This window comes from Flavobacterium sp. TMP13 (assembly GCF_050847115.1).
Lineage (GTDB): Bacteria > Bacteroidota > Bacteroidia > Flavobacteriales > Flavobacteriaceae > Flavobacterium.
Map to the genome: position 1 here is coordinate 2,882,737 of NZ_CP193656.1, position 14,250 is coordinate 2,896,986.

At 32.4% G+C, this 14,250-nt stretch carries 8 protein-coding genes; 6 read left to right on the forward strand and 2 right to left on the reverse strand.

What is annotated here, in order from left to right; all coding sequences use genetic code 11:
- Window positions 1-82: 82 nt before the first annotated feature.
- Complete coding sequence (locus ACRASX_RS12525; protein ID WP_432221468.1) at window positions 83-3,097, forward strand: hypothetical protein; 3,015 nt, start codon at window positions 83-85, stop codon at window positions 3,095-3,097.
- 64 nt (window positions 3,098-3,161) lie between these two features.
- Here the strand turns inward: ACRASX_RS12525 and ACRASX_RS12530 are convergent, their stop codons facing one another.
- Together ACRASX_RS12530 and ACRASX_RS12535 are read right to left on the reverse strand one after the other, a co-directional pair.
- Entirely contained in the window at window positions 3,162-4,427 is a 1,266-nt protein-coding gene (locus ACRASX_RS12530) for a sensor histidine kinase (protein ID WP_432221469.1), read from the reverse strand.
- A 70-nt stretch (window positions 4,428-4,497) separates the two neighbouring features.
- A complete protein-coding gene (locus ACRASX_RS12535; RefSeq protein ID WP_432221470.1) occupies window positions 4,498-5,847 on the reverse strand; it encodes a sigma-54-dependent transcriptional regulator in 1,350 nt (449 codons plus the stop codon).
- A 193-nt stretch (window positions 5,848-6,040) separates the two neighbouring features.
- Here ACRASX_RS12535 and ACRASX_RS12540 point away from each other — a divergent pair, with 193 nt between their 5' ends.
- From ACRASX_RS12540 to ACRASX_RS12560, 5 genes are all read left to right on the forward strand, one after another.
- Window positions 6,041-7,279 carry an efflux RND transporter periplasmic adaptor subunit gene (locus tag ACRASX_RS12540; RefSeq protein ID WP_432221471.1) on the forward strand — a complete coding sequence of 413 codons (1,239 nt, stop codon included), beginning with the start codon at window positions 6,041-6,043 and terminating at the stop codon, window positions 7,277-7,279.
- Between the two features lie 68 nt (window positions 7,280-7,347).
- Window positions 7,348-8,052 (forward strand): ABC transporter ATP-binding protein, encoded by a 705-nt coding sequence (locus ACRASX_RS12545; protein ID WP_432221472.1) that lies wholly within the window; start codon window positions 7,348-7,350, stop codon window positions 8,050-8,052.
- A gap of 11 nt (window positions 8,053-8,063) precedes the next feature.
- Window positions 8,064-10,493: an ABC transporter permease gene (locus tag ACRASX_RS12550; RefSeq protein ID WP_432221473.1), complete on the forward strand. Its 2,430-nt coding sequence runs from the start codon at window positions 8,064-8,066 to the stop codon at window positions 10,491-10,493.
- A gap of 2 nt (window positions 10,494-10,495) precedes the next feature.
- On the forward strand, window positions 10,496-12,913 hold the full coding sequence (locus ACRASX_RS12555) for an ABC transporter permease (RefSeq protein ID WP_432221474.1): 2,418 nt from the start codon (window positions 10,496-10,498) through the stop codon (window positions 12,911-12,913).
- Complete coding sequence (locus ACRASX_RS12560) at window positions 12,906-14,201, forward strand: TolC family protein (protein WP_432221475.1); 1,296 nt, start codon at window positions 12,906-12,908, stop codon at window positions 14,199-14,201. Before ACRASX_RS12555 ends, ACRASX_RS12560 begins: the two co-directional genes overlap by 8 nt.
- Window positions 14,202-14,250 lie beyond the last annotated feature (49 nt).

Genomic DNA, 14,250 nt, shown 5'->3' on the forward strand with positions numbered 1-14,250 from the left:
GTTTTATCAAAAACATTAAGACAAATTTTTAAATGTATTTCGACAAAGAATTATATTTTTATAATAATAGAATAAAAAAACAATGAAGGAAGCGGGAAAATTAAGGGGTTGGAAGAAGTGGCTAAAAATAGCTGTATGTACCGTTTTTAGTATATTTCTAATAGTAATTTTGGCTATTGGAGCGCTTGTTAACTTTGTCTTTACTCCAGAAAAACTGACTCCAGAGTTAGTTAAAATTGTCAACGAAAATATCGAAGGGAAGTTTTACTGTGAAAGTGCCGAATTTACTTTTTTCTCTTCTTTTCCTAATTTTGGAGTCGAAATAAAAAAGGGAAAACTAACTAATAAGCAGGATACTTTACTGCTTTTAAATTCTTGTAATGCCGAGTTTAACGTTAGAAAGCTGTTGCTAAATAAAATTATAGACATCAAAAACATAGCACTTCGCCAAGCATCTGTCAACGTGTTAATTGATAAAAACGGCAAACTCAACTGGGATATACTGAAAACAAAAAATATAGAGGACAAAAAAGTAGAGAACCCGGAGTCAGATTTTAAAATTAACGAGCTCTATATTAAAAAATTAAATCTCAATCGAATACAAGTTAAATATGCCAATCAAGTAACCAACGATTTACTTAGTATTGATAGCCTTTCTACCAATTTTAAAATGAGTTATGAGAAAGAAAAGATAGCTTGCACGTTAAATGCAGATATAAAGAAAATTAAATTTGTAAAAGAAGGTTTCAAGCTCTTACAAAATTCTAAAGGCGGAATTAATACCGAATTGACGTTTTTGCGAAAAGAACACAAGCTTTTATTTACCAAGGGAGGAATCAATATTAATGGTGTCGATTTATTGGTAAATGGCTTTATTAAGAGGGACATGGTGGGTAAAAAATTCGCCACAGATTTAACTTTGCGACTAAAAGTTCCCGATTTGAAATCGGTATTAGATTTGATTCCTGAAAAAATTGTTCAGAAAGAAAAAATAAACGTGAAAGGCGAAGTAACTTTTCTTGCTACAATAAAGGGGTTTTATGGCAAAAATGTTTATCCGCTTACCCAACTTCATGCGAGTATTAAAAACGGAGAATTTCAGTATGTCGATTATCCAGGATCCATCAATCATATTGCCACCGATGTAAAGTTGAGGCTTGACTTTAAAGACAAAAAAAGTTCTCATCTTACTATTAGCAACCTAGACTTAAAAGGTTTTGGGATTAATTTGCAAGGAAATTTAGCAGTCGAAAATTTAATGGTAAATCCGTTTCTAAAAACTATCTTAAAAGGAAACGTAGACATTACAAAACTCAATAAAGTAATCCCGTTTAGTCCTGATGTGACCGCTCAAGGAAACATAAATATTGATATGCAAACCTCTTTTAATATCAATGATATTAAGGAACAAGACATCAGTTCACTGCAAATAAAAGGGAAAGCTTTAGTAAATAATCTTACTATAACCATTCGCAAAGATTCGCTTTCGCTGAAAGTAAAACAACTCGATTTTAACAGTGCATTAAAAAGCGAGCAAGTACTTTCTGGCTTTATTGGTATCAAAGCAATGGAGTTGAAAAAATCAGCAAATCACTATGTAAAGGCCGATCAACTTAAAATGAATTTTAGTATAGATCGTACGCTCGCTGACAAATCAGTACTTAAAGCAGATGTACAAACAGGAACAATTACATTTCAGGCAGGTTTGAATAAAAAAGCAGAACTAAAAGGCGGAAAAATAGCAGTAAACGTACAAGGGAATCGCACCGATAAATCCAAAGCCTCTATAAGTTCTAATTTTAAATTAGACAGTTTGGGTATTTACGTCGATAAACATTTTGCAGGTATCAAAGGCGGAAAGTACACCGTAAAATTACAACGCAACAGTCAGAAAAAATGGATTCCATACGGAATTGTTCAGTTTGAACAAATGATGGCTTACGCACCAGGTTTGGGAATGCCCATAAAAATAGAAAACACCACGCTTACGCTGAAAGAAAAATTGCTGGAATTAAGAAATGCCAAGTTAACTTTTGGTAAATCAGATGTAACTCTTACAGGGTCTATTGACAATGTAAAAGGGCTACTGTCAGACAAATATAAAGACGAAAAAGTAACGGCTCGATTGTCTCTCTATTCAAAATTTATTGATACCAATCAATTGATGACCGCTTTCAATCAAGCATCACAAAAAGTAGTAAAAGACGAAAAAGAACCAATAGCATCTTCGCCAGCTGAAATTTTAAATGCGCCAGTGCCGCAAACTTCAGAAGAGAAAAAGATTATTCAAATTCCTAAAAATATTGATTTTGTTTTTGACAGCCACATTAACAAGTTGAAGTTTGGAACAATGGACATTGACGATATTCGGGGAAATATAATAGTAAAAGAAGGAAAGGTAAAACTCTCTAATGCCAAAATGAAAACGCTCGCTGCTGAATTGTCCACTAATGTAAGCTACACTTATCTCAACGAAAAAGAGGCAAATGTAAACCTTGATTTTAATTTGAATAAAGTAGAAATGTCACGTTTGGCCGAAATGCTTCCGGTGTTGGACTCGCTATTTCCAGTGATCAAATCTTTTGAAGGTTTGGTCGATTTTAGAATTAAAGGACTCGCAAAAGTAGACAAGAATATGGAAATGAAAAGCGAGACTATAAAAGGTGTCGCTGGATTACAAGCCACTAATATAATGGCTTTTGACAGTGAGACGTTTAGGGAATTGGCGAAGACATTTATGTTTAAGTCAAAAGAGAAAAACCCAATAGAATCGCTACATGCCGAAATGATTATTAGTGACAGCAAGTTAGAATTATTGCCTTCGCTTATTGCAATCGATCGATACGAATTTGCAATTGGCGGAATTCAGAACTTAGATTTGAGTTATAATTATCATATTTCTGTACTCAAATCACCGATTCCGTTTAAAACAGGAGTAGATGTAAAAGGGAGTAATTTTGATGATTTTAAGATCAAACTATCAAAAGCGAAATATAAATTCTATTTTACAGACTACGAACGCCTACAGAAAAAATCGGATAGTACTGTGATCAAAAAGAAAGCCGCAATATTAAAATTACTTGATTTTAAAGAGTAGCAAAATATAAATTATAAAATTTTAAAACCTTCAAAAGTATCCGATTTTGCTGTTTTTTTTAATGTTACAAATCAACTAAGCAAATTACAAAAGTAGTTTTGTTGTTCTCATTTCGATAAGCCAAATATCCGCCGTGTGACTCGATTATGTTTTTGGATAAAGTCAAGCCAATTCCAGCTCCCTCTTTACGAGTAGTAAAAAAAGGTAAGAATATTTTATTTTCAATTTCTTTTTCGATACCGTTTCCATTATCTGAAATGTATATAAAAACTCTATTTTCTTTAGCTTCAGCCGAAATATAGATTTGCTTGTGTGCTACTTCTTTTAACGCGTACCTACAATTGGTAAATAAATTAATTAAAACTTGTTCTATCTGCTGGAGATCAACATTCAAGTTCTGGTTTAAAGAAATGGTGTTGATTACTTCAATTTGTTCTTGTTTAAAAAGTGGTGCCATCAACTGCAGACTATTGTCCATCAGTTGCTGAAGCTTAATTTTTTCTTTCTTAGGCGACGGCAACATCGCTAATTTGCGATAACTTTCTACAAACTGCTGCAAATGATCACTTCGTCTAAGCATCGCCGCGACGCTATTTTTCATGTCGTCTAAATCTTCTGTAGAAATAGTTTCTTGCTGTACTACATCTTGTAAATTTTGCGAAAGCGATCGAATTGGCGTAATGGAATTTAAAAGTTCATGCGAAATCACTTTCATCAAATTAATCCACGCTTCTTTTTCTTTTTTCTCAATTACATTCTGTATGGAGTCCAATAAAACAATGAAATAATCTTGATTGTAAATTTCATTTCTTGCCGTTTGCAACGCAAAAGTTTGGTTCTCTTGCTGATTGACACGAATTTCTAATGAAGTTTTAAGTTCCTGAAAATGATGATCTTCGATGATCTGGCATAAAGACGGCAATTGATTTTTAAGGTATTTCCATTTGGATACTTTAGGAACTTGAAAATGTTTAGAAAAGTAATCATTCATCAAAAATATTTTCCAATCGGTTTCTTCTTTTTGCAGAATAATTATACCACTTTCTATATTATTTAAAATCGAGCGATACACGATGTCTTTGGAAGTTTCTTCCTTTTCCTTGCTTTTTAAACGTTCATATAATTGAAACAATTCTACATAGTTTTTATAGCCGCTATAGGTTGAATAGTCAGCAGTAAAATCATTTTTTAAGATGGAAGTAATAGTTCTGTCGTAAATAGAAAATACATTTTTAACATGAAAATAAAGTTCTACAATAAGCAGAAACACTACAAAAGCTATAAAAATAGAAGTAAAAATAAGCTCTTTCTCAATTAAAAAAATAGACATTGAACTGATTAAAAGAATCAGAATCAATCTAGCAAAAAGCAAATTGTAAATTTTGAAAGATGTTAACATATTAAGTGTTACTAATATTATGTTTCTCTAAACGGCGGTACAATGCACCTCTTGATAATCCTAAGTCTTCTGCCGTTTTACTGATATTATTATTGTTTTTTAGGAGCGCTTTTTCAACGGTGTTTTTTTCAATTGACCAAAGTTGATGATCCGTTGCATTTATTTCGTAAGTGATTAGTTGTTCTAAATCTAAGTCAGAAACAGTAATTGTATTGTTCTCACATAAAATTACTGCACGTTCTATTCTGTTTTCCATTTCTCGAATATTACCATTCCAGGCGTGTTTTTCGATTGCTGCGAATACTTTTTCGTCAAAAGTAATGGCTTCTCGCTGGTATTTAATACTCATTTTTTGCAGAAGATAGTCAGCTAATGGTATTTTGTCAGCCTCTCTTTCTCGCAAAGGCGGTAAGATAATTTCCATCGTGTTAATGCGGTAATACAAATCTTCTCTGAAATTTTTTTGGGCTACTTCTTCCTTCAAATTCAAATTTGTCGCAGTAATAATCCTTACATTCAAAGGTCTAGGTTTCGCTTCGCCCAATCGAGTGACTGTTTTGGTTTGAATAACTTGCAGCAATTTTGATTGTAAATGAAGCGGCACATTTCCGATTTCGTCTAAAAAAATCGTTCCATTTTGCGCCATTTCAAAACGTCCGGGTGTATCTACTTTAGCATCCGTAAAAGCGCCTTTGGCATAACCAAATAGTTCACTTTCAAAAATAGAACTGTTTAAAGAACCTAAATCAACATGAATGAATGGACTTTCCTTTCGTTCGGATTGACTGAAAATATAATGAGATAAAACAAACTTTCCTGTTCCGTTTTCGCCTAAAATTAAAACGTTTGCATCGGTTTTGGCTACTTTATCTGCCACAGCATAAACTTTTTTTATTTCGTCTGAAGTTCCTGTAAAAAAATCAAGAGCGGGGTTATTAGTATCGCATTTTTTTTGCTCTTTGCGGGATTTGTGTACGGCTTGCTTGACCACTTCGAGCAATTTTTCATTTTCCCACGGTTTCAAAATATAATCAAATGCGCCCGATTTTAAGCCTTCGACAGCGGTTTCTACTTTACCAAAAGCCGTCATTAAAATAACTACTGTTCGTGGCGAAAGTGTTTTTATCTCTTTCAATAAATACAAACCTTCTTTACCATCTTCAAAACCTATGCGATAATTCATGTCTAATAAAACCACATCAATCGTATTTTGAGCTAATAAATCGACTACATTTTTTGGATTGCTGAGTGTAAAAATAGTTTCAAAATATTTTTTCAAGAACATTTTTGAAGCAAAAAGTATGTCTTCTTGGTCGTCGATTATTAAAATGGAGGCATTTGTTTTTTTCATTTTAGGCTGATATTTTATTTTCTGAAGCGTTAATTAAAACACATGCTAATGTATAGTGTTCGGTTCCGATCAAAAGGTGTTCATTAATGAACAGTTAAAAAAATTAATTTATTTTAATTTACTCATAATCAGTTAGTTGTTGTTTTTAAATCAGTGGCACGAAAATCCCTTTATACACAACAAATAAGTAGCAATGGACACCGTCATTAAAAGTAAAAGTAACAAAAATAAGTACGTATTAATCGCATTAGCAATTATCTTGATTTTAGGATATGTCGTTTTTACATCGGCAACAAAAAAGAGAAGTCTTACCATAAAAAGAAATGAAATTTCGATAAAATCAGTCGAAGGTAATTATTTTGAAGATTTTATGTCTTTTCAAGCAAAGGCAGTTCCGCTAAACTCGATGTTGATTAATATTATTGAAGGCGGATCTGTTCAGGAAATTTTTGTCGAAAATGGTGATGAAGTAAGCAAAGGACAACCGTTAGCAAAATTGTACAATCCTAATTCAGAATTGGCCTACATGCAACAAGAAACCGCTATTATTGAGCAAATTAATAATTTGAATAAAGCGAAACTCGATTTGAGAAACCAAGAATTAAATCTTAGTAAAGATTTGATTGCAATAGAACACGATTATCTAGACGCCAAAAATTTATTTGATTTGAATAAAAATTTATTTGAACAAGAAATTTTAGCTAAAAGTGAGTGGAACAAAACCAAAGAAAATTTTCGTTTTCAACAAGAGCGAATGGGAATTATAAAACAGAGTGTAAGTAAAGAAAAGCAAGCCAATTTAGTACAAATTGCACAATTCAATCAAGCAATTGGAGTAATGAATAAAAGTCTTGAAATTTTAAGAACTAACAAAAAAAACTTTCTGGTTACGGCGCCACTTACCGGAAGATTGTCTTCATTTGAACCTATTCTTGGAAAAAATTATTCTCAAAATTCTACGATCGGAATTATAGATGACCGTAAAGGGTACAAATTGGTAGCAGATGTGGATGAGTTTTATTTGGATCGTATTTCCGAGCAGCAAAAAGGAACGGTTATTTTTGACAATAAAAACATAGCAGTTCAAATAACTAAAGTAATTCCAGAAATAAAAAACGGAAGATTTTTAGTCGAACTGGATTTCATATCAAAAGAAAAATTGGATTTAAAGCAAGGATTGAGTTTTGGTGTAAAACTAAATTTATCTGAAAAATCGAAAACAATTGTCGTTTCAAAGGGAAGTTTTAATGAAGAAACGGGAGGAAAATGGATTTTTGTGCTTAAAGGAAACAAAGCAGAAAGAAGAGCCATTAAATTAGGAAGAGAAAATCCGTTGTATTATGAAGTTTTGGAAGGGTTAAAACCGGGAGAAAAAGTCATTACATCCTCTTATAAAGATTACAAGCAAGTTGAAGTTTTAAATTTAGAATAAGCAGAAGTAAGTAGTACTTAGTTCTTAGTGAATATTAAAAAAATAACAGCAATCAAAAAACGAATAGTATGATCAAAATCAAAAACCTTTCAAAAGTATTTAGAACCGAAGAAATTGAAACCAAAGCTTTAAGCGACGTATCATTAACCATTAATCAAGGTGATTTTATTTCGATTATGGGCGCTTCAGGAAGTGGAAAGTCGACTTTGCTGAATATTGTGGGATTATTAGATAGCGCCTCTAGCGGAAGTTACCAATTACTCGATCAGGAAATGGTGGGTTTGAAAGAAAAGCAAAAATCGAAGGTGAGAAAAGAAAATATCGGATTTATTTTTCAAAACTTCAATTTAATCGATGAATTATCAGTGTATGATAATATTGAATTACCGTTGATTTATAGCAAAATTCCTTCAGCAGAAAGAAAACAAAAAGTAGCAGCAATTGCCGAAAAACTAAATATTTCGCACCGGTTGAAACATTATCCGCAACAACTTTCTGGAGGACAACAGCAGCGCGTTGCAGTAGCAAGAGCATTAATTAATGATCCGAAAATTATTCTTGCCGATGAACCTACAGGAAATCTTGATAGTAAAAACGGAAATGAAGTAATGGAATTATTGACCGATTTGCATGCCAATGGCGCTACCATTTTGATGGTTACACACTCTGATTATGATGCTTCTTTTTCGCAAAAAACAATTTTGATGAAAGACGGAATTGTACTTTCTGAAAAAACGAATAGTCGTAATGTTGATGTACTAATCACTCCATAAATTTGAGAATCATGCTAAAAAATTGGACAAATATATTTTTCTATCACATCAAAAACAATAAGCTTTTTACAGTCTTAAATGTTTTGGGTTTAGCAATAGGAATAGCAGGATTAATTTTTGCCACGCTCTATTGGAACGACGAGCAAAGTTATAACGAATGGAACCCGAATAAAGATACTGTTTTTCAAGTCTTAGTAGATATGGAAGACGGCAAAGTATGGAACAATATTCCAGTTACAATGGCACCATTTGTAAAAGATGATTCCAACATCGAAGAAATGATGTACTCTGAAAACTGGTACCAATCACTACTTTACAAATACAATGGCAAGAAAATATTTGTTGACAAAGTCTTTAATGCCGAAAATAATTTTTTTAATTTTTTCCCTTTTGAGTTTATTAAAGGAAATCAAAAAACGGCTTTACAAAATGAGAACAGCATCGCACTAACACAAAAAACGGCAGCACTTTTTTTTGGCACAGAAAACCCAATTGGCAAACTAATTCAGTACGAAGATCAAATTCTTACGGTAACAGCAGTTTACAAAGTTAATGGCAATTCCGCAGTTGCTCCAGATGCGGTGGTCAATAGAATGAAAGCTAAAATAAATGCTGATAAAGACGAATGGGGAAATTTTAATAATGGTTGGTATATCAAATTAAAAGATCCATCAAAAAAGGGGGATCTTGAAGCAAAAATTAAAACGATTTTTTATAAAAATAAAATAGCAAAAGAAGCCAAAGAAGAAGGGATTACCATAAAGCAATATGAAGCACAATACGGAGCTTTTAATTTTTCTTTAGAATCTCTAGCTATGTCTCGAATGGATACCAAAGGACCAGGGTCTCCAGAGGGAAAAGGCAACAATCAATTTTTATTGATCATGATAGGTTTGTCTGTTTTAATTTTGATTTTATCCATTGTTAATTACGTAAATCTAGCCACAGCAAATGCATTACGTAGAGCAAAAGAAGTGGGTGTTAGAAAAATTGTGGGCGCATCAAAATCTAATATTGTAAAGCAATTTTTGTTTGAAACTATAATGACAGTGATCGTTGCAATTTCGCTAGCATTAGTTATAGTCGAACTTTCATTGCCCTATTATAATGAATTTTTAGACAAGCAATTAATTATTTATGGAAGTCAATTTTTCCTGGAAATCATAGTGATTTTTGTGGTGACCGTAATTTTTGCAGGTATTTTTCCCGCTTTTTATGTATCTAATTTTGAGACTTTAAAAGTGTTAAAAGGAAATTTTGGAAGAAACAAAAGCGGCGTTTGGCTGCGAAATACGATGCTAATTTTGCAGTTTGCAATTGCTTCTTTCTTTATTATTGGTTCTTATATCGTTTTTCAACAGGTACAGTATTTAGGAAATAAAGATCTAGGATTTTCCGGTGAGCAAGTTTTAGAAATTTTTTACTTTAAACCAGATGCGATTCGGAATGATAAAAATTCAGTACAACTCATATTTGATCGGTACACAACGACTAAAAATGAAGTTTCAAAAATAAAAGGAGTAGAGCAAGTAGCTACAGCAGCCTTACGATTTGGTGGCGGTAACGACTCTTCTTCGAGTTTTAATTATAAAGGCTCCAACATTCAAGGGCAGAATATTGCTGTTGATTTTGGTTTTCTAGAGATGATGAAAATAGAGATGATTCAAGGGCGTTATTTGGATCCTAAAATTGCATCAGACACCATAAATTCTATGATGGTTAATGAAACTGCTTTAAAAATGATGAAGGAGAAAGATCCCATTGGTAAAACTGTAGATTGGAACGGTAATAAACTTAAAATTGTAGGAGTAGTAAAGGATTTTAGTCTTTTTAGCCCACAAGGAAAAGTGCCTCCAATGGTTTTCTTTCACTTTAAAACCATCGACTGGACGATTGGTAATTTAAATTATCTCTATGTAAAAGTAAATACCGAAAATACAGCGCAAACCATTGCAGATATTGAAAAATTTTGGATGAAAAATGTCGATTCCGATTATCCATTTCAGTATGATTTTATAGATAAAAGTTACAAGAGAACCTATCAAACGTATGTGAAACAAAAAAATCTCTTCTCTTTATTAAACGTAGTTGTTATTGTCATTGCGCTGTTTGGTTTATTCGCTCTGGCATCCTACTCGATAGAAAGGCGCATGAAAGAGATTGCCATTAGAAAAACGCTTGGTGCCGAAACCAATGTTTTACTATTAGAACTCTCGAAACAATACATTCTTTTTTGCATTATTGGGTTTTTAATCGCCTTATTTCCCGTGTATTATTTATTGAATAAATGGCTGGAAAATTTTGCTAACCGAATCGAAATTTCAGTGTATCCATTTATAATAGGATTTGTTGCTTTGCTATTTCTAACGCTAATAGTAGTGCTATCAAGAGCGTATCAAGCCACTAGAGTTGATGTGTTAAAATATTTAAAATACGAATAACAATGCTTAAAAACTATATAAAAATATTCATTTATCATTTAAATCAAAACAAACTGTTTTCATTTCTGAATGTTTTCGGATTGGCCATTGGAATTGCGGGCTTAATTTTTTCGTTATTGTATTGGAATGACGAACAAAGTTATAATGACTGGAATCCTGAAAAAGACAAGGTGTATCAGGTTTTAGTGCAGTTAACAGGAATGCCTGTTTTTTCTGATTGTTCTTTATTTCTAAGACCTGTTCTAGCTAAGGATCCCAATGTAGAAAATGTAGTTTATGCTGACAGCTGGTATCAAAAGGATAAAATTGTCTATAAAGACAAGAAAATACTAGTCGATAAAATTATAAATGTTGAAACTGATTTCTTTGCTCTTTTTCCATTCAAAATTATCAAAGGCGATGCTATTTCGGCACTAAAAGATGATGCAAGTATTGCTATATCCGATGCTATTGCTAAACGCGTTTTTGGTGAAGAAAATCCAATTGGTAAACAAATAACATGCTTTGATCAAATGTTTGTAGTGCGCGCTGTGTATCAAACTCCAACAAACTCTTCGATTGCTCCAGATGTTGTAATGAATAAAATGAAAGAATTGATAAGAGATAATGCGACAGGGCTTTTTGTTTTTAAATTACTTCTGAAAGTTAAAGACCCTTCAAAAATTGAGACCACACGTGCGAGCTTAGAACAAGTATATAATATTGATTTCATTAAAAGAGAGGCCCAGCAAGAAGGTTTTACTTTCGAAGATATGGCTAATAAAATAGGTCATTTTGAGGTTTTTATTGAGCCACTTTCAAAAGCAAGATTGCACTCTGTTGCAGATGGATATCCAGAGGGGAGAGGTAATTATCAGTTTTTGTTGATTATGGTAGGGTTATCCGTTTTAATACTCATTCTTTCGATTGTAAACTATATCAATTTGGCTACAGCTAATGCGGTTAAACGCGCTAAAGAAGTGGGTGTTCGTAAAGTTGTGGGTGCTTCAAAAAGTACTATTGTTATTCAATTTATTTTAGAAACGGTTCTAATAAGTTTATTATCTATTTTGCTGGCATTAGTAATTGTCGAAATAACATTACCGTATTACAATGATTTTTTAAACAAGAGTTTGCGGATAATGGGTAGTCAGTTTTACCTTCAATTAATTCTGATTGTAGTTTTAATTGTTTTGTTTGCAGGAATACTTCCAGCCATTTATGTGGCTAATTTTGAAACACTAAAAGTGTTGAAAGGAAATTTTTCTAGAAGTAAAAGTGGAATTTGGCTGCGCAACGGAATGCTGATTTTTCAGTTTACAATAGCTACTTTTTTTATTGTTGGTTCTTATATTGTCTACCAGCAAATTGATTATCTATCAAATAAAGATTTAGGTTTTAAAGGAGATCAAGTGATTGCAATTAATTTAAATTTTCCTAAATCAGATTATGAGGTTGCAAACGTTGGACAAAATATCTACAAGAAATACAGTACAATTAAACAAGAACTCTCTAAAATAAAAGGTGTTGATCAGGTTTCTACAGGCTTGCTTTCATTTGACGGTTTTGATAACTCATTAGGCGGCGTATTGTATAATGGTGAACTTTTTAAAGAACGAACAATTGCAGTTGATTTTGGTCTGTTCGAAATGATGAAAATAGAAGTAGTTCAAGGAAGGTCTCTTAACCAAAAATATGCCTCGGATACTATTAATTCTGTGGTGATTAATGAAAAAGCACAAAAATTGATGAACATGAAAGAACCGATAGGAAAAGAATTAATCATCAAACAACGAAAATTAAAAATTATAGGAGTTGTTAAAGATTTTAACCTGTTGAGTCCCGAAGTTGATGTCTCTGGCATGTATTTTTATCATTTTAAAACTGTTGATATTGCACAGAATATAGGTACCGTTTTTGTGAAATTAAAATCCGATAATATTGAAAATACTGTTGCAGATATTGAAAAATTATGGGCGAAACTGGATACTGAGTATCCTTTTAAATATGATTTTATTAATAAACAATATGCCAGGAGCTATGAGTCGTATGTCAAGCAAAAAAATCTATTTTCACTGTTAAATGTCGTGGTAATTCTAATTGCTCTTTTCGGATTGTTCGCGTTGGCCTCGTATTCCATTCAAAGACGAATGAAAGAAATTGCAATCAGAAAAACCCTTGGAGCCGGAACAAATTTTTTATTGATCGAACTGTCTAAACAATATATTTTGTACTGCATAATAGGTTTTTTAATCGCCTTGTTTCCAATATATTATTTACTTAATAGATGGCTAGAAAATTTTGCTTACAGAATTGAAATTTCTATTTTTCCATTTATAATTGGATTTGCTGCATTACTGTCTTTAACGCTATTAGTAGTGCTTTCAAGAGCGTATCAAGCGACCAAAGTTGACGTTTTAAAATACCTTAAATATGAATAATAAACTCTTTTTAACGGTCCTTTTTGTTGCTTTTACAGCAGTAGTAAATGGTCAAGAAAATTCTTGGTCGGTTACCAAATGTATTTCGGTAGGTTTACAAAATAACATCGAAATTAAAATAAGACAATTAGAAATAAAGCGCACTGAAAAATTACAAAACTCCGTTTTAAACCGAATGTTGCCCGCTGTTACTTTGTATGGAGATCAAAGTTATAATTTTGGTTCTACGATCGATCCTTCTACCAACGGGAGAGTGAGTTCTAACATTCAAAATGATAATTTTTATTTGAATGCAAAAATGAATCTAATTGATTTTAGTGCTTTTGCAAATGCTCAAAAAGATAAAATAAATATTGAGTTGGCGAAAGCAGATGCAGCAGTGATCGAAAATGAGTATAAACTTCAGATTTTAGAAAGTTATTACCAATCGCTTTACACCCAAGAATTAGTAAAAATTCAGAAAGCGCAATTCAAACAAAGTGAATTCAACTTAGAGCGAATAACCAAAGAAGTAAATATTGGTAGCAAACCGCAAAGCGACTTATACGACATGCAATTAAGTTTTTCTGAAGATGAAATTCGGAACATGCAAACCGAACAATTGTACGGAATTCAAAAAATACAGTTATTTCAGTTGTTAAATTTCAATGACGTTGCAATAGATCAAATTGAATTGGAACCTGAGGTTTTATCAGGAAAAGATCAAACTACGCTTTACAATCCAAAAGTAAAAAGAGCAGAACTTCAATTTGCAAATAGTTTAAAAACGATAAATCTAGAACGAGCTGCAAATTTACCGATAGTATCTGCCTTTTATGGGTATGCTACTTTTTACTATAAAAATTTAAAATTGGAAGATCCGAATGCTCCTGTTTTTTTTAGTCAGTTGCAAGACAATAAAAGTCAGCAAGCAGGATTACAGTTGGCTGTTCCTGTTTTTAATGGATTTCGCACTACTAAAAAGATTAGCGCAGCTAAAATAGAGCGTGAAAAAACGAAGCAATTTATTCAGCAAGAGGAAGAAGACTTAGAAAAACAAATTGTTCTAGAAGAACAAAATACTCAAAATTATCTAAAACTTCAGCAGAAATTAGTCGAAAAGCAGCGCTACGCAAGAGCTTCGTTAGCCACGACACAGGCCAAATTTGATAACGGAAAAATAGAAGCTATTTTATATTCTACAATAAAAAACCAATTGCTTATGGCCGAATATGAAGTATTGAAAAATAAACTTCAAATACAATTTACAGGTTTAAAGATTGATTTGCTAAAATTTAACAGCTTCTAGAATACTACAGGATTATATTTTTAAAGCCTTCAAAAGTATTCTATTTTGA

What these genes read in the sequence shown, in the direction of transcription:
- ACRASX_RS12525 (WP_432221468.1), top strand. Translation starts at nt 83, where the DNA reads ATGAAGGAAGCGGGAAAATTAAGGGGTTGGAAGAAGTGGCTAAAAATA.
- ACRASX_RS12530 (WP_432221469.1), bottom strand. Translation starts at nt 4,427, where the DNA reads ATGTCTATTTTTTTAATTGAGAAAGAGCTTATTTTTACTTCTATTTTT.
- ACRASX_RS12535 (WP_432221470.1), bottom strand. Translation starts at nt 5,847, where the DNA reads ATGAAAAAAACAAATGCCTCCATTTTAATAATCGACGACCAAGAAGAC.
- ACRASX_RS12540 (WP_432221471.1), top strand. Translation starts at nt 6,041, where the DNA reads ATGGACACCGTCATTAAAAGTAAAAGTAACAAAAATAAGTACGTATTA.
- ACRASX_RS12545 (WP_432221472.1), top strand. Translation starts at nt 7,348, where the DNA reads ATGATCAAAATCAAAAACCTTTCAAAAGTATTTAGAACCGAAGAAATT.
- ACRASX_RS12550 (WP_432221473.1), top strand. Translation starts at nt 8,064, where the DNA reads ATGCTAAAAAATTGGACAAATATATTTTTCTATCACATCAAAAACAAT.
- ACRASX_RS12555 (WP_432221474.1), top strand. Translation starts at nt 10,496, where the DNA reads ATGCTTAAAAACTATATAAAAATATTCATTTATCATTTAAATCAAAAC.
- ACRASX_RS12560 (WP_432221475.1), top strand. Translation starts at nt 12,906, where the DNA reads ATGAATAATAAACTCTTTTTAACGGTCCTTTTTGTTGCTTTTACAGCA.